Source organism: Frigoribacterium sp. AC759, from assembly GCF_979256015.1.
This window is the reverse complement of the sequence record NZ_CEEDMT010000002.1, coordinates 149,263-166,290: the sequence shown is the minus strand read 5'-3', so window position 1 is coordinate 166,290 and position 17,028 is coordinate 149,263. Positions and strand designations below refer to the sequence as shown.

At 67.2% G+C, this 17,028-nt stretch carries 14 protein-coding genes; 13 read left to right on the top strand and 1 reads right to left on the bottom strand.

What is annotated here, in order from left to right:
• The first annotated feature begins 52 nt into the window (after window positions 1–52).
• The 13 genes from rpsA (at window position 53) to ACZ6JE_RS03620 (ending at window position 16,160) form a co-directional block, all read left to right on the top strand.
• On the top strand, window positions 53–1,501 hold the full coding sequence (rpsA, locus tag ACZ6JE_RS03680) for a 30S ribosomal protein S1 (RefSeq protein ID WP_055797456.1): 1,449 nt from the start codon (window positions 53–55) through the stop codon (window positions 1,499–1,501).
• 141 nt (window positions 1,502–1,642) lie between these two features.
• A complete protein-coding gene (gene coaE, locus ACZ6JE_RS03675) occupies window positions 1,643–2,293 on the top strand; it encodes a dephospho-CoA kinase (protein ID WP_464318236.1) in 651 nt (216 codons plus the stop codon).
• Between the two features lie 10 nt (window positions 2,294–2,303).
• A complete protein-coding gene (gene uvrB / locus ACZ6JE_RS03670; protein ID WP_192060346.1) occupies window positions 2,304–4,370 on the top strand; it encodes an excinuclease ABC subunit UvrB in 2,067 nt (688 codons plus the stop codon).
• The gene (locus ACZ6JE_RS03665) at window positions 4,360–5,262 is read left to right on the top strand and encodes an SDR family NAD(P)-dependent oxidoreductase (protein WP_320477186.1); all 903 of its coding nucleotides are present in this window, start codon (window positions 4,360–4,362) and stop codon (window positions 5,260–5,262) included. Before uvrB ends, ACZ6JE_RS03665 begins: the two co-directional genes overlap by 11 nt.
• 39 nt (window positions 5,263–5,301) lie before the next feature.
• A complete protein-coding gene (gene uvrA, locus ACZ6JE_RS03660; protein WP_464318235.1) occupies window positions 5,302–8,256 on the top strand; it encodes an excinuclease ABC subunit UvrA in 2,955 nt (984 codons plus the stop codon).
• Window positions 8,253–10,205 (top strand): excinuclease ABC subunit UvrC, encoded by a 1,953-nt coding sequence (gene uvrC / locus ACZ6JE_RS03655; protein ID WP_464318234.1) that lies wholly within the window; start codon window positions 8,253–8,255, stop codon window positions 10,203–10,205. The genes uvrA and uvrC overlap by 4 nt, the downstream gene beginning before the upstream one ends.
• A gap of 43 nt (window positions 10,206–10,248) precedes the next feature.
• A complete protein-coding gene (gene rapZ / locus ACZ6JE_RS03650; protein WP_243213423.1) occupies window positions 10,249–11,130 on the top strand; it encodes an RNase adapter RapZ in 882 nt (293 codons plus the stop codon).
• 58 nt (window positions 11,131–11,188) lie between these two features.
• Window positions 11,189–12,169, top strand: coding sequence for a DNA-binding protein WhiA (gene whiA, locus ACZ6JE_RS03645; RefSeq protein ID WP_192060351.1), 981 nt, complete (start codon window positions 11,189–11,191; stop codon window positions 12,167–12,169).
• A 187-nt stretch (window positions 12,170–12,356) separates the two neighbouring features.
• Window positions 12,357–13,361 (top strand): type I glyceraldehyde-3-phosphate dehydrogenase, encoded by a 1,005-nt coding sequence (gap, locus tag ACZ6JE_RS03640; protein WP_055797479.1) that lies wholly within the window; start codon window positions 12,357–12,359, stop codon window positions 13,359–13,361.
• An 82-nt stretch (window positions 13,362–13,443) separates the two neighbouring features.
• Window positions 13,444–14,655: a phosphoglycerate kinase gene (locus tag ACZ6JE_RS03635; RefSeq protein ID WP_320477189.1), complete on the top strand. Its 1,212-nt coding sequence runs from the start codon at window positions 13,444–13,446 to the stop codon at window positions 14,653–14,655.
• Complete coding sequence (tpiA, locus tag ACZ6JE_RS03630) at window positions 14,649–15,437, top strand: triose-phosphate isomerase (RefSeq protein ID WP_192060353.1); 789 nt, start codon at window positions 14,649–14,651, stop codon at window positions 15,435–15,437. The genes ACZ6JE_RS03635 and tpiA overlap by 7 nt, the downstream gene beginning before the upstream one ends.
• A gap of 115 nt (window positions 15,438–15,552) precedes the next feature.
• On the top strand, window positions 15,553–15,804 hold the full coding sequence (gene secG / locus ACZ6JE_RS03625; RefSeq protein ID WP_320477190.1) for a preprotein translocase subunit SecG: 252 nt from the start codon (window positions 15,553–15,555) through the stop codon (window positions 15,802–15,804).
• A complete protein-coding gene (locus ACZ6JE_RS03620) occupies window positions 15,804–16,160 on the top strand; it encodes an RNA polymerase-binding protein RbpA (RefSeq protein WP_055797491.1) in 357 nt (118 codons plus the stop codon). The genes secG and ACZ6JE_RS03620 overlap by 1 nt, the downstream gene beginning before the upstream one ends.
• Window positions 16,161–16,252: 92 nt before the next feature.
• Here the strand turns inward: ACZ6JE_RS03620 and pgl are convergent, their stop codons facing one another.
• Window positions 16,253–17,023, bottom strand: a complete 771-nt coding sequence (pgl, locus tag ACZ6JE_RS03615; protein ID WP_192060354.1) for a 6-phosphogluconolactonase — start codon at window positions 17,021–17,023, stop codon at window positions 16,253–16,255.
• Window positions 17,024–17,028 lie beyond the last annotated feature (5 nt).

The window sequence follows — 17,028 nt, the reverse complement described above, 5'->3', positions numbered from 1 at the left end:
CGTTCACGGACGACCACGGCCCGATTCATGCTTTCACTGGAGCACTAACTACATGACAACCGTAACGACCAAGGCACCCAAGCAGGTCGCCATCAACGACATCGGATCCGCTGATGACTTCCTGGCCGCGGTCGAAAAGACTCTGAAGTTCTTCAACGACGGCGACCTCATCGAAGGCACCGTCGTGAAGATCGACCGCGACGAGGTCCTCCTCGACGTCGGCTACAAGACCGAGGGCGTCATCCCCTCGCGCGAACTCTCGATCAAGCACGACGTCGACCCCACCGAGGTCGTCGAGGTCGGCGACACGGTCGAGGCCCTGGTCCTCCAGAAGGAGGACAAGGAAGGCCGTCTGATCCTGTCCAAGAAGCGCGCTCAGTACGAGCGTGCCTGGGGCGACGTGGAGAAGATCAAGGACGCCGACGGCGTCGTCACCGGTACCGTCATCGAGGTCGTCAAGGGCGGCCTCATCGTCGACATCGGACTCCGTGGCTTCCTCCCGGCCTCGCTCATCGAGCTCCGCCGTGTGCGCGACCTCACGCCGTACCTCGGCCAGGAGATCGAGGCCAAGATCCTCGAGCTCGACAAGAACCGCAACAACGTGGTCCTGTCGCGTCGCGCGCTCCTCGAGCAGACTCAGTCCGAGAGCCGCACCACCTTCCTCAACAACCTCCACAAGGGCCAGGTCCGCAAGGGCATCGTGTCGTCGATCGTCAACTTCGGTGCGTTCGTCGACCTCGGCGGAGTCGACGGTCTCGTCCACGTCTCCGAACTGAGCTGGAAGCACATCGAGCACGCCAGCGAGGTCGTGGAGGTCGGCCAGGAGGTCACCGTCGAGATCCTCGAGGTCGACCTCGACCGTGAGCGCGTCTCGCTCTCGCTCAAGGCGACACAGGAAGACCCGTGGCAGGTGTTCGCTCGGACGCACGCCATCGGTCAGGTCGCGCCCGGCAAGGTCACGAAGCTCGTCCCGTTCGGTGCGTTCGTGCGCGTCGCAGACGGCATCGAGGGCCTCGTGCACATCTCGGAGCTGTCGGCCAAGCACGTCGAACTCGCCGAGCAGGTCGTCGCCGTCGGCGACGAGGTGTTCGTCAAGGTCATCGACATCGACCTCGACCGCCGTCGCATCTCGCTGAGCCTCAAGCAGGCCAACGAGGGCGTCGACCCCGAGGGCACCGAGTTCGACCCGGCGCTGTACGGCATGCTCACCGAGTACGACGACCAGGGCAACTACAAGTACCCCGAGGGCTTCGACCCGGAGACCAACGAGTGGCGCGAGGGCTTCGACTCGCAGCGCGAGAAGTGGGAGCAGGACTACGCTGCAGCCCAGTCGCGCTGGGAGGCCCACAAGAAGCAGGTCGCCGCTTCGCTGGCCGAAGAGACGACGTTCGACGTGCCCACCGGCTCCTCGTTCTCGAACGAGACCCCCTCGGGTGCCGGCACCCTCGCCGACGACGAGTCGCTCGCCGCACTGCGCGAGAAGCTCTCCAGCAGCAACTGATCACGGCGCCTCGGCGCTCACGATCGCACTGACAGGCGGTTCCCCCTCGGGGGAGCCGCCTGTCGGCGTCTGCGGCCCGATGCGGGGGAGTCTGCGCTCAGCGGCCTGACCCGGCCCGGCCCGGCCGAGTATCATCGCGGCATGTTCATCTGCGGCCTCACGGGCGGGATCGCCGCCGGCAAGAGCACCGTCTCACTGCGTCTGGCCGAGAGGGGTGCGGCCGTCATCGATGCGGATCAGCTCTCCCGCGAGGTCGTCGACGTCGGGACTCCGGGATTCGAGGCGGTCGTCGAGCGCTTCGGCACCGGTGTCGTCTCACCTTCCGGCGGGCTCGACCGCAAGGCACTGGGTGCCCTCGTCTTCGGTGACTCGGCCGCTCGGCTCGACCTCGAGTCGATCATCCATCCCGCGGTCAGAGCCCTCTCGGCGCAGCGCATGGCCGAGGCCGTCCGCGACGACCCCAGACGAGTCGTGGTCTACGACGTGCCCCTCCTGGTCGAGTCTCGCGGTGCGGGCGAGTTCGACGTCATCGTCGTCGTCCACGCTCCTCGCGAGCAGCGCCTCCGTCGCCTGATCGAGTTGCGGGGCATGTCGCGCACCGAGGCCGAACGGCGACTCGACGCCCAGGCGTCGGACGAGGAGCGTCTCGAGGCGGCGGACATCGTCGTCGACGCCACCGGCAGCCTGGAGGACACGAGGAGGCGCGCGGACGACCTCCACGAGCGGCTGCGTTCGCTGTCAGCACGGAAGGCGGACGCCCCTGAGGCGCCCAGTGTCGGTGGTCCCTCGTAAACTCGGAAGCATGGAACCAACCCGTAGCGTCCGCCCGTTCGAAGTCGTCAGCGAGTACGAACCGAGCGGCGACCAGCCGGCCGCCATCGCCGAGCTCGCGGGTCGGATCAACGCGGGCGAGACCGATGTCGTCCTCCTGGGTGCGACCGGAACAGGCAAGTCGGCGACGACCGCCTGGCTCGTCGAACAGGTGCAGCGCCCGACGCTCGTGCTGGCGCACAACAAGACCCTCGCCGCGCAGCTCGCCAACGAGTTCCGTGAGATGTTCCCGCACAACGCCGTCGAGTACTTCGTCTCGTACTACGACTACTACCAGCCCGAGGCTTACGTGCCCCAGACCGACACGTTCATCGAGAAGGACAGCTCGATCAACGCCGAGGTGGAGCGGCTGAGGCACTCGACCACGAACTCGCTGCTGAGTCGTCGCGACGTCATCGTCGTCTCGACGGTGTCGTGCATCTACGGGCTCGGCACGCCCGAGGGCTACCTCGAGGCCATGATCGCGCTGCAGGTGGGTCAGCGCATCGACCGCGAGACCCTCATCAGACGGTTCGTCTCGATGCAGTACCAGCGCAACGACATCGACTTCTCCCGCGGCAACTTCCGCGTGCGTGGCGACACCATCGAGATCATCCCCATGTACGAGGAGCTCGCCATCCGCATCGAGATGTTCGGCGACGAGGTCGAGGCTCTCTACGCCCTGCACCCTCTGACCGGCGACGTCGTCAAGACCCTCGACGCCGTGTCCGTGTTCCCCGGGTCCCACTACGTGGCCGGCACGGACGTCATGCATCGCGCCATCGGCACCATCAAGGACGAGCTGGCCGATCGACTCGGAGAGCTCGACAAGCAGGGCAAGCTGCTCGAGTCCCAGCGCCTCCGCATGCGCACGACCTTCGACCTCGAGATGATGGAGCAGATCGGGTTCTGCAACGGCATCGAGAACTACTCCTCCCACATCGACGGCCGTTCGCCGGGCGAAGCGCCTCACTGCCTCCTCGACTACTTCCCCGACGACCTGCTGGTCGTGATCGACGAGTCGCACGTGACGGTGCCGCAGATCGGCGCCATGTACGAGGGCGACGCCTCCCGCAAGCGCACCCTGGTCGATCACGGTTTCCGACTGCCCAGTGCGCTCGACAACCGACCCCTCAAATTCGAGGAGTTCCTGAACCGCGTCGGGCAGAAGGTGTACCTGTCGGCGACCCCGGGCAAGTACGAGCTCGGCATCACGGACAGCGTGGTCGAGCAGATCATCCGACCGACCGGACTCATCGACCCCGAGATCGTCGTCAAGCCGTCCGAGGGGCAGATCGACGACCTCCTCGAGGAGATCCGCCTCCGTACGGATCGCGACGAGCGGGTTCTGGTCACGACGCTGACGAAGAAGATGGCGGAGGAGCTCACCGACTTCCTCACCGAGGCCGGTGTCCGTGTCCGTTACCTCCACTCCGATGTCGACACCCTCCGACGTGTGGAGCTGTTGACCGAGCTGCGTCAAGGCGTCTACGACGTCCTGGTCGGCATCAACCTGCTCCGCGAGGGCCTCGACCTCCCCGAGGTGTCGCTCGTCGCCATCCTCGACGCCGACAAGGAGGGCTTCCTCCGGTCGTCGACGTCTCTGATCCAGACCATCGGTCGTGCGGCCCGCAACGTGTCCGGTCAGGTGCACATGTACGCCGACAAGATGACGGACTCCATGAAGCAGGCGCTGGAGGAGACCGACCGGCGTCGGGACAAGCAGATCGCGTACAACCTCGAACGGGGCATCGATCCGCAGCCGCTGCGGAAGAAGATCGCCGACATCACCGAGGCGCTCGCTCGTGAGGGGGCCGACACGGCCGAACTCCTCGCCGGCCGCGACGGCAAGAAACGCGCACCCACGCCGAATCTCAAACGGCAGGGTCTGGCGGCCGGTGCCGCCAACGGCCTCGAGTCGATCATCGCCGACCTCAACGAGCAGATGCTGCAGGCGGCGGCCGAGCTCAAGTTCGAGTTGGCCGGGCGCCTCCGCGACGAGGTCGCCGACCTCAAGAAGGATCTGCGACAGATGGAGGCGGCAGGGCATGTCCGCTGACCCGAAGAGGGTCGTCGTCACCGGGGCGACGGCGGGCCTCGGTTTCTTCGCGGCGGAGCGGTTGGCGGCGCAGGGCCACAAGGTGGTGCTGGCCGCTCGCGACGGCGAGCGGGCCAGCCGGGCAGTCGATGCCATCCGAGACCGCGTCGCGAGCGCCGACCTCGAGACGGTCGAGCTCGATCTCGCCGACCTGACGTCCGTACGGACGGGCGCCTCGGCGATCACCGCCGGAGGGGCGGTCGACGTGCTGCTCGCGAACGCCGGCGTGGTCGGCTCGCGCCGGCGACAGACGACCGCGAACGGCTTCGAGCTCCAGTTCGGGACGAACCATCTCGGCCATTTCGCCCTCGTCTCGCACCTCCTGCCCGGTCTTCAGGCGGCGCCGGCCGGTCGCATCATCCACCTCGGCAGCATCAGCCACCGGTGGGTCCGGCTCGACCTCGACGATCCGATGATGCTCTCCAGCTACTCGAGCTACGTCGCCTACGCCCGGTCCAAGCTCGCCGTCATGACGTTCGGGTTCGATCTCGACCGACGCCTCAGAGCGTCCGGCTCGTCGGTGTCGAGTGTCGTCGCGCATCCGGGCTTCTCGTGGGAGTCGCTGAGCGACCCTCGGCCTCCCGTCGTCGAGCCCCGGCGCCCGCCGGCCGTCCTGACCTCGATGATGCACACCTTCTCGCAGGGCAAGGAGATCGGTGCCGAACCGCTCGTCCACGCCGCCGTGGCAGAAGGCGTCGACGGCGGGGAATACTGGGGCCCGGCCGGCTGGTTCCAGCTCACCGGCGAACCAGCCCTCGTCAGAGCGTCCCGTCATGCGCACGACGCCGACGCCGCCCAGCGACTCTGGTCGGAGTCGGCCCGACTCACTTCAACCCAACCCACCCTCGATTGAGCGAGCGACCCCGGTCTCTTCCCCGGCGGTCTTCGTAGAATGGCAAGAGTGTCAATCTCTCCCGTAGACGGTGTCCCGAAACTCAGTGTTCGAGGCGCCCGAGTCCACAATCTCCACAACGTCGACCTCGAAATCCCTCGCGACTCCCTCGTGGTCTTCACGGGACTCTCCGGCTCCGGCAAGTCCTCGCTGGCCTTCGACACGATCTTCGCCGAAGGTCAGCGCCGCTACGTCGAGTCGCTCTCGGCGTATGCGCGTCAGTTCCTCGGTCAGGTCGATCGACCCGACGTCGACTTCATCGAAGGGCTCAGCCCTGCCGTGTCGATCGACCAGAAGTCGACCAACCGGAACCCCCGATCCACCGTCGGCACCATCACCGAGATCTACGACTACATGCGCCTGCTCTGGGCCCGCATCGGAATCGCGCACTGCGCGGTGTGCGGGGAGAAGATCAGCAGGCAGACCGTGCAGCAGATCGCCGATCAGCTGATGACGCTCGAGGAGGGCACGCGGTACCAGGTGCTCAGCCCGGTCGTGTCTCAGAAGAAGGGCGAGTTCGTCGATCTCTTCGCCGAGCTGGCGTCCTCCGGCTACTCGCGGGCCATCGTCGACGGGGAGCCCATCCAGCTGAGCGCGCCCCCCAAGCTCAAGAAGCAGATCAAGCACGACATCTCCGTCGTGGTCGACCGTCTCGTCGCGTCCCCGTCCGGCCTCACCCGCCTGACCGACTCGCTCGAGACCGCGCTCCGTCTGACCGACGGTCTCGTGACCGTCGACTTCGTCGACACGGACGCGGGCGCGGCCGGCAAGTACCGGACCTTCTCCGAGAAGCTCTCCTGCCCCAACGGCCACCCCGTCCAGCTGACCGAGATCGAACCGCGGACCTTCTCCTTCAACGCCCCGTTCGGTGCGTGCCCCGAGTGCTCCGGGCTCGGTACCCGCATGTCCGTCGACACCGACCTGGTCCTGGGCGACCCCGAGCTCAGTCTCGTCGAGGGCGTCATCCTCCCCTGGACGAACTCGGGCAAGGGCCTCTACAACTACTTCCAGAAGCTCCTCGAGGGTCTTGCCGTCGACCTCGACTTCAGCCTCAAGACCCCGTGGGGCCAGCTTCCCGAGCGCATCCAGCAGGCCGTTCTGCACGGCAACGACTTCGAGGTCACCGTCAAGTGGAAGAACCGCTTCGGTCGCGAGATGAAGTACTCGACCGGGTTCGAGGGGGTCATGCCCTACATCGAGCGGAAGTACGCGGAGGCCGAGAGCGACAGCCAGCGTCAGCGCTACTCGGAGTACCTGCGCGAGATCCCCTGCTCCGTCTGCCGGGGCAAGCGGCTCAAGCCCGAGGTCCTGGCCGTGACGGTGGCCGACCGCAACATCGCCGACGTGGCTGAGCTCAGTCTCGCCGACGCCTTCCAGTTCATGAACGGTCTGACTCTCACCGCCCGCGAGGCACGGATCGCGGCGCAGGTCCTGCGCGAGATCCGAGTCCGACTCGAGTTCCTCCTCGAGGTGGGTCTGACCTACCTCTCGCTGGGTCGCTCGGCGGGCTCGTTGTCCGGTGGCGAGGCGCAGCGCATCCGACTCGCCACGCAGATCGGCTCCGGCCTGACCGGTGTCCTCTACGTGCTCGACGAACCGAGCATCGGCCTGCACCAGCGAGACAACCGCCGTCTCATCGACACGCTCGTGAAGCTCAAGAACCTCGGCAACACCCTCATCGTGGTCGAGCACGACGAGGACACCATCAAGACCGCGGACTGGATCGTCGACATCGGTCCGGGTGCGGGGGTGAACGGGGGCACCGTCGTCCACTCCGGCAACTACGAGGATCTGGTCGCCAACACCGAGTCGTACACGGGCGACTACCTGTCGGGTCGCCGATCGATCGAGACGCCGAAGAAGCGACGCCCCATCGACAAGAAGCGGATGCTGAGCGTCGTCGGCGCTAAAGCCAACAACCTCCGAGACGTGACGGTCGACTTCCCGCTCGGCGCGTTCGTCGCCGTCACGGGCGTCAGCGGCTCGGGCAAGTCCTCGCTGGTCAACGACATCCTCTACAAGGTGCTCGCGAACAAGCTCAACGGGGCGCGTCAGATCCCGGGCAAGCACCTCCGGGTGACGGGGTTGGACAACCTCGACAAGGTCGTCCACGTCGACCAGGCCCCCATCGGTCGGACGCCCCGATCGAACCCCGCCACGTACACGGGCGTGTTCGACAAGATCCGCAACCTCTTCGCCGAGACCACCGATGCGAAGGCGCGCGGCTACCTGCCTGGCCGATTCAGCTTCAACGTCAAGGGCGGTCGCTGCGAGAACTGCGCCGGCGACGGGACCATCAAGATCGAGATGAACTTCCTGCCCGACGTGTACGTCGCCTGCGAGGTCTGCGGCGGCGCGCGGTACAACCGCGAGACCCTCGCCGTGCTCTACAAGGGCAAGAACATCTCCGAGGTGCTCGACATGCCGATCAGCGAGGCGGCCGAGTTCTTCGAGGCCATCTCGTCGATCTCGCGATTCATGAAGACCCTGGTCGACGTCGGTCTCGGGTACGTCCGACTGGGTCAGAGCGCCACCACCCTCTCCGGCGGTGAGGCCCAGCGGGTCAAGCTGGCCACCGAGCTGCAGAAGCGCTCCAACGGGCGCAGCATCTACGTGCTCGACGAGCCGACGACGGGTCTGCACTTCGAAGACGTTCGGAAGCTCCTCATCGTCCTCAACGGTCTGGTCGACAAGGGCAACACGGTCATCACCATCGAGCACAACCTCGACGTCATCAAGTCGGCGGACTGGCTGATCGACATGGGCCCCGAAGGCGGCGCCGGCGGCGGTTCCGTGATCGCGGCCGGCACACCGGAGTTCCTCGCGAAGGTGCCCGACAGCCACACGGGGGTCTTCCTGGCCGAGATCCTCGAATCCGGACACACCTCGACAGCCGGACGCACCTCCTCGAAGGCTCCTGCGCGACGCCGTCGGGAGGCGATGGAGGCGCGATGAGCAACACGGTCTCCTGGCGACCCAAGGCGGGTGAGATCCCGACGGACCCCGGTGTCTACCGGTGGCTCGACGAACGGGGTCGGGTCCTCTACGTCGGCAAGGCGAAGAACCTTCGGGCTCGACTGAGCAACTACTTCGCTCCTCTTCCGACGCTGCACGAGCGGACGAGGCGCATGGTGCTCAGTGCGAGCTCGGTGACGTGGACGGTCGTCGGCAGCGACATCGAGGCGCTGCAGCTCGAGTACACCTGGATCAAAGAGTTCGATCCGCCGTTCAACGTCAAGTTCCGTGACGACAAGACCTACCCGTTCATGGCTGTGACCCTCGGCGACGAGGCGCCCCGGGTTATGGTCACCCGGAACCCCAAGATCCGGGGGGCGAAGTACTTCGGTCCGTATCCGAAGATCTGGGCCGTCCACGACACCATCGACCTCATGATCAAGGTGTTCCCCATCCGCACCTGCTCGGACAGCAGCTACAAGAAGGCCATGCAGACCGGCAAGCCCTGCTTCCCCGGTCAGATCGGCCGGTGCGGCGGGCCGTGCTCGGGCAAGGTGACGATCGAGGAGCACAGACGGATCGTCGACGAATTCGTGCGATTCATGAAGAGCTACGACAAGAAGGTGATCGCGGGTCTCCAGAAGGAGATGAAGACGGCTGCGATCGAGCAGCGTTACGAGGAGGCCGCCCGCTACCGCGATCAGGTGCAGGCACTCGAGGCCGTGCTCGACAAGTCGGCCGTGGTGCTCCGGGACTCCGTGGATCTCGACCTCTTCGCACTGGCCGAAGACGAACTCGCCGCGGCGGTCCAGCTCTTCACGGTGCGTAGCGGACGCATCCGCGGATCCCGGGGATGGGTGGTCGACAAGGAGATCGACGTCAGCACCGGCGAGCTCGTGGAGCAGATCCTGCAAGACACCTACTCCGCCGGGGCGGAGCTGCCGCGGGAGATCGTGGTGACCGCCACACCGGACGACAACGACGCGCTCGAGAGCGTGCTGGGTGGCCTGCGGGGGAGGGGCAAGGTGCAGATCCACACCGCTCAACGGGGCGACAAGGCCGCGTTGATGCAGACGGCCACACTGAACGCGCAGCAGGCCCTGATGCTCTACAAGACCCGTCGCAGTGCCGACTTCGCGACGCGCTCGACTGCTCTCGCGGACATCCAGGAGGCTCTCGGCATGTCCGATGCGCCCCTGCGGATGGAGTGCTACGACGTCTCGCACCTCTCGGGGACGAACATCGTGGCGTCCATGGTCGTCTTCGAAGACGGACTGCCCCGAAAAGACCAGTACCGCCGTTTCAGCATCCCGCAGTCGACCGACGACACCGAGTCGATCTATCAGACCCTGAGCCGGCGCCTCGCACGCCTGGACGACGAGCTGGCCCCCGTCGAGGAGGTCGGCGAGCAGCGGAAGCGCTTCGCGTATCGCCCCAACCTCCTGATCGTCGACGGAGGGCAGCCCCAGGTCGCGGCCGCCCGGCGTGCCCTGGACGACGCGGGCGTCACGGACATCGCTCTCTGCGGCATCGCGAAGCGGCTGGAGGAGATCTGGCTCCCGGACGACGATTTCCCGGTCATCCTGCCGCGCAACTCCGACGCGCTGTTCCTCATCCAGCGCATCCGCGACGAGGCGCACCGGTTCGCCATCACCTTCCAGCGGCAGCGCCGGCGCCGCGACATCGCGTCGCAACTCGCGGAGATCCCGGGGCTCGGCCCCTCGCGGGTGGCGCGCCTGCTCAAGCACTTCGGGTCGGTGAAGCGTCTGAAGGAGGCGGGGCTCGACGAGATCGCATCGATCAAGGGGATCGGTCCGACCCTGGCCGCGGCCGTGGCCGACCGGCTCGGCGGCGAGCCGGAGGCGGCGGGCGGCGACGACGTCGACCAGCCCGACGACCGAGAGGGGGAGGGGGTCGACGTTCCGGGTGACACCTCGGTACCCGCCTAGAATCGTCCCACCGCCTGACAGCCTCGACCGAAGGTCACCACACATGAGCGACGCAAGCGAACAGCAAGAGGTCCTGATCGTCACGGGGATGTCAGGCGCCGGGCGATCAACCGTCGGGAACGCCCTCGAAGACCTGGGCTGGTACGTCGTCGACAATCTGCCCGCGCAGATGCTCCGTCCTCTCCTCGACCTCGCCGAGCGGGCGGGTGACTCGCTGCCGAAGATCGCGGCGGTCATCGACGTCCGAGGCGGACGGCTGTTCTCCGAGGCTCAGGAGGCGGTGCGCACGCTCCGGATGAGCATGCCCAGCAAGGTGCGGGTGCTGTTCCTGGACGCCACCGACGCCGTCCTCGTCCGTCGCTTCGAACAGGTGCGTCGGCCTCATCCGCTGCAGGGTGACGGCACGCTCCTCGACGGCATCCTCGCGGAGCGGGCCCGGATGGAGGAGCTCCGCGAGACGAGCGATGTGGTCATCGACACGTCCGAGCTGAACATCCACCAGCTCGCCACGGCCATCACCGAGACCTTCGCGGAGTCGGAGGATCCCGGCGTCCAGGTGACCGTCCTCAGCTTCGGCTTCAAGTACGGACTTCCCACGGACGCCGACATGGTGGGCGATGCGCGGTTCCTGCCGAACCCGTTCTGGGTCCCCGAGCTGAGGGCTCAGAGCGGCCTCGACGAGCCCGTGACGTCGTACGTGATGGCGCAGCAGGGGGCTCGCCGTTTCATCGAGGCGTTCGGCGCCGCCATCGAGCCCGTGCTCGAGGGCTATCAGCGTGAGAACAAGAGACACGCTACGATCGCCATTGGCTGCACGGGCGGCAAGCATCGATCGGTCACCCTCGTCGGTGAACTGGCAGCGCATCTGCGCGAGCTCCGTGGTGTGGCCGTCAGCGTGAAGCATCGCGACCTCGGCAGGGAATGACCGTGCCGATCGGCCGACATTCGCGTGCGCCGATCGAACCGAGAGAAGGAACCCAGGTTTGGCTCAGACTGCCGACGTCAAAGAAGAACTCGCTCAGGTCGAGGTGAGCCGGACGACCGTCCGGGCCGCCGAGGTCGCGACGATCCTGCGCTTCGCAGGCGGGCTCCACGTGATCTCGGGGCGGATCGCCGTCGAGGCCGAGCTCGACAGTCCGGTCATCGCCCGCCGTGTCCGCAAAGACCTGGCCGAGCTCTACGGTGCCCGCAGCGACGTGTCGGTGATCGCGGCCTCGGGTGTCCGTCGGACCAACCACTACCTCGTGCGCGTCCACGAGGCGGGCGAGACGCTGGCGCGGCAGACGGGTCTGATGGATCAACGTCGCCGACCCATCCGCGGGCTCCCCAACAGGTTGACGACCGGTTCGCGCGACGACCTCGCAGCCATCTGGCGCGGCGCGTTCCTCGCGCAGGGGACGCTCACCGACCCGGGTCGTTCAGCGTCGCTCGAGGTCATCTGCCCCGGCAACGAGGCGGCCATGGCGCTCGTCGGCGCCGCGGGTCGGCTCGGCATCCCGGCGAAGGCCCGGGAGGTGCGAGGGGTTCACCGGGTCCTCATCCGAGACGGCGAGGCCATCAGCTCGATGCTGAAGACCATGGGCGCCCTCCGATCCGTCGACGAGTGGGAGGAGATGCGACAGCGTCGCGAGGTCCGTGCCACGGCGAACCGTCTGGTCAACTTCGACGATGCGAATCTCCGTCGATCCGCAGAGGCGGCGGTCGCGGCCTGCGCGCGGGTCGAGCGGGCGATGGAGCTGCTCGGCGACGACATCCCCGATCACCTGAAGTACGCCGGCGATCTCCGGCTCGCGCACCGGGACGCCAGCCTCGACGAACTCGGTCAGCATGCCGACCCGCCGATGACGAAGGACGCCGTCGCCGGGCGGATCCGTCGTCTGCTCGCCATGGCCGACAAGAAGGCCACCGACCTCGGTCTCCCGGGCACCGACTCGGGTCTCCCCGCCGACCTCGACCTCCGCTGACACCCGCCGCCCCGATGCTCACCGGGGTGGCCCCGGGCATCGTCGGGGCTGGGGTAACACGGGGCCTCGCCTGGTAGTGTCGCGTACGGCTGCGCATCCTCTGCCCCTCCGGTGTCGGGTGCGTTCTCGGGTCTGGTCGCCCACCCCCTCCACGCGTCCCCACGACGCCTGAGCAACAGGAGTTTCATTGACCGTCAAGATCGGCATCAACGGCTTCGGTCGTATCGGCCGCAACTACTTCCGCGCCGCGCTGGCCAAGGGCACCGACATCGAGATCGTCGCCGTCAACGACCTCACGGACAACGCCGCGCTGGCGCACCTCCTCAAGTTCGACTCGATCACGGGTCGCCTCGACGCGACCGTCGAACTCGACGGCGACTCGATCGTCGTCGATGGCAAGCCCATCAAGGTCCTCGCCGAGCGCGACCCTGCCAACCTGCCCTGGGGCGAGTTGGGCGTCGACATCGTCATCGAGTCGACCGGCTTCTTCACCAAGGCGGAAGACGCCCGCAAGCACATCACGGCCGGTGCCAAGAAGGTCCTGATCTCGGCACCCGCGACCGGCGACGACGCCACGATCGTCCTGGGCGTCAACGAGGGCATCTACGACCCCGCCAAGCACGACATCATCTCGAACGCCTCGTGCACCACGAACAGCCTCGCCCCCCTCATGAAGGTGTTCCTCGACAACTTCGGCGTCGAGCGCGGCCTGATGACGACGGTGCACGCCTACACGGCCGACCAGAACCTCCAGGACGGCCCGCACAAGGACCCGCGCCGTGCCCGCGCCGCGGCCGTCAACATCGTGCCGACCTCGACGGGTGCAGCCAAGGCCATCGGTCTCGTCATCCCCGAGCTGGCCGGCAAGCTCGACGGCTACGCCCTGCGCGTCCCGGTCCCGACCGGCTCGATCACCGATGTGACGCTCGAGACGTCGACCCCGGTCACCGTCGAGCAGATCAACGCGGCCTACAAGGCCGCCGCCGAGGGTGAGCTCAAGGGCATCCTGGCCTACTCCGAAGACCCGCTGGTGTCGTCCGACATCACGACGGACCCGCACTCCTCGATCTACGACTCGGGCCTCACGAAGGTCATCGGCAACATGGTCAAGATCACCTCCTGGTACGACAACGAGTGGGGTTACTCCAACCGTCTCGTCGACCTGACCAAGTACGTGGCCGACCGCCTGTAACACCGGCGTCATCCATCGATCCGAACCACCGAAGGCGGCTGGGCCCCGTGCCCGGCCGCCTTCGTCGAATGAAGAGAAGGTCATGACCCTGCGAACCCTCGAGTCCTTGGGCTCCCTCTCCGGCCGGCGGGTAATCGTCCGCTGCGACCTCAACGTCCCCTTGAAAGACGGACGCATCACGGACGACGGTCGTGTCCGCGCCTCCGTGTCCACTCTCGACACGCTCATCAACCAGGGTGCTCGCGTCGTCGTCATCAGCCACCTCGGCCGGCCGGATGGCCAGATCGCTCCCGAGTACAGCCTCCGTCCCGTCGCCCAGCGACTCAGCGAACTGCTCGGGAAGAGCGTCGGTTTCGTGTCGGAGACCGTGGGCGACGAAGCCAGCGCCGCGGTCGCCGCCCTCCAGGACGGACAGATCACCGTGCTGGAGAATCTCCGGTTCACGGCGGCCGAGACCTCCAAGGTCGCCGAAGAGCGCGAAGCCTTCGCGCGCAGTCTCGCCGAGCTCGGCGACGTGTTCGTCTCCGACGGCTTCGGTGTCGTCCACCGTGAGCAGGCGAGCGTCTACGAGCTGCCCAAGCTGCTGCCGAGCGCCGCCGGCTCGCTCATCGCCGCGGAGCTCGCCGTGCTCGAGAAGCTGACGGTCGAGCCCGAGCGCCCCTACACGGTCGTGCTCGGCGGGTCGAAGGTCTCGGACAAGCTCGGCGTCATCGAGCATCTCCTGCCCCGTGTCGACAACCTCCTCGTGGGCGGCGGCATGCTGTTCACGTTCCTCGCCGCGCAGGGTCACCCGGTCGGCAAGAGCCTGCTCGAGTCCGATCAGATCGAACGCGTCCAGGGGTATCTCGACGACGCCGAGAGGCGGGGCGTCCGCATCGTCCTGCCCGTCGACGTCGAGGTGGCCTCGGCGTTCTCGGCCGACGCGGACCACGAGACCGTCCAGATCGACGGCATCGAGTCGTCGGCGTTCGGCTCCGACGCCATCGGCCTGGACATCGGCCCGGAGACCGCGGCTCGCTTCGCCGAGATCGTCCTCGGATCGAAGACCGTGTTCTGGAACGGCCCCATGGGCGTCTTCGAGTTCGACGCCTTCGCCCACGGCACCAAGACCGTGGCCGAGGCTCTGACGAACGTCGACGGCCTCGCGGTCGTCGGCGGCGGCGACAGCGCCGCAGCCGTCCGAGCACTCGGATTCTCGGACGACCAGTTCGGCCACATCTCCACCGGTGGTGGAGCCAGCCTCGAGTTCCTCGAGGGCAAACGTCTTCCCGGACTGGAGGTCCTCGGATGGTGACCACACGCACGCCCCTCATCGCAGGCAACTGGAAGATGAACCTCGACCACCTGCAGTCCATCGCCTTCGTGCAGAAGCTCGCATGGAGCCTGAAGGACGCGAAGCACGACTACTCGACCGTCGAGGCCGTCGTCTTCCCGCCGTTCACCGACCTCCGATCGGTCCAGACGCTCCTCGACGCAGACAAGCTGCACCTCGGCCTCGGGGCGCAAGATCTGTCAGCGCATGACTCCGGCGCACACACCGGTGAGATCTCCGGTGCCTTCCTGTCCAAGCTCGACATCCGCTACGTCATCGTGGGGCATTCGGAGCGGCGCACGATGCACGGGGAGACCGACGCGGTCGTCGCCGCCAAGGTCCTCGCCGCCCACCGGAACGGGCTCGTCCCGGTCCTGTGCGTGGGGGAGACCGCAGCCGATCTCGAAGAGCACGGTCCGAGCGCGGTCCCGGTGGCGCAACTCCGGGCGGCCGTCGCCGACCTCCCGGCCGACGCCGAGATAGTCGTCGCCTACGAGCCGGTCTGGGCGATCGGATCCGGCAAGGCCGCCACGGCCGAGCAGGCCGAACAGGTCTGCGCAGCCCTGCGTGAGGCCCTCGCCGACGTCCTCGGCTCCGACTCGGCTGCGGCGACGCGGATCCTCTACGGCGGGTCGGTGAAGTCCTCCAACATCGCGTCGTTCATGCGGGAGCCCAACGTCGACGGCGCCCTCGTCGGCGGTGCCAGCCTCGACGTCGATGAGTTCGCCAGCATCGTCAGGTTCCCCTCGCACGTCGGCGTCTGAGGGTCCGGCGTCCTCGCAGACGGTGTCACCGCCGGGTGGTTCCGCGAGGGAGGACGCCGGAGACCAAGCCGCCGGTTATACTCGTTAGCGGTCTCACCGCATCGAAAGGTCCCACGTGGAAATTCTTCAGGTCGTCCTGCAGGTGTTGCTCGGCATCACGAGCCTCCTGCTGACCTTGCTCATCCTGCTCCACCGAGGTCGGGGTGGCGGTCTCTCCGACATGTTCGGGGGCGGTGTCACGAGCAACCTCGGCGCGTCCGGCGTCGCCGAGCGGAACCTGAACCGCATCACGGTCTTCCTTGGCCTGGTGTGGATCACCTGCATCGTCGTGCTCGGCCTCATCACCAAGTTCTCGGCGGTGGCCTGATGGCATCGGGCGGTAGCGCCATCCGGGGTTCGCGTGTCGGTGCAGGTCCGATGGGCGAGCAGGATCGCGGCTACCACGCCGAGCGGATCACCATCTCCTACTGGGACGCCCTGGGCAACGAGGTCGTGCGGCACTTCGCCGCGAACGTCCCTGAAGACGAGATCCCCGAGACCGTCGACTCGCCGTCGAGCGGTCTCCCGGCCGGTCGTGACAAGGCGAACCCGCCGAGCGTCGCCAAGCTCGAGCCGTACAAGACGCATCTGGCCTACGTCAAAGAACGTCGGTCCGAAGAAGAGGCCGCGCAGTTGCTGGAAGAGGCTCTGCAGCAGCTGCGAGTCCGCCGCGGCAAGGCCTGACCCGGTCGTCCTGTCCGGCACCACCGGGGTCATGCACCGGTGACGACGACGAAGCCCCGCAGCGATGCTGCGGGGCTTCGTCGTGCACGGACTCAGTAGGTGGAGGCGATGAGCTTCTCGGGAACCTCGGCGGCAGCGGCGTCGTCGACGAAGAAGACGGTTCGCTTGCGACCCTTGACCCCGGCGACGGGCACCTGGTCGGCACCCGCCCCGGCGAGAGCGAGACCCAGCGACGACGCCTTCTCGGCACCCGCGAGGATCATCCAGACGCGCTGCGAGTTGTTGATCGCCGGCAGGCTCAGAGTCAGGCGGACCGGCGGCGGCTTGGGGGAGTCGTCGATGGTCAGCACCGTCGAATCAGTCGCGCGGATCTGCTCCTTGTCGGGGAACAACGACGCGATGTGCCCGTCGGGACCGACCCCCAGGAGGGTGATGTCGAAGCGGGGCGAGGTGTCGTCGCCCTGGGCGTGCTCGAGGAGCTCGGCCCGATACGAGGCGGCCGCATCCTCGACGTCCTCGAAGTCTCCGACGGCACCGAAGCGGTGCACGTTCGCCGGATCGACGCCGATGTGGTCGAGCAGATCGATTCCGGCCTGGTGGTCGTTGCGGTCGGCGTGGCCGGCCTCCACCCAACGCTCGTCGGCCCACCAGAACGAGACCTTCGACCAGTCGACGCTGTCGCGTGCCGGCGACGCGTTGATGGCCGCCAGCACGAGTGTGCTGACCGAGCCACCGCTCACGACGACCGAGGCGTAGTTCTGCTCCTCGATCACGTCGATGATCTTGGTGATGAACCGGGCGGCGACGGACGCCCCCAGCGATTCCTTGGTGGAGTGCACGAGCACCCGGCGTTCGTTTGTCACGGTTA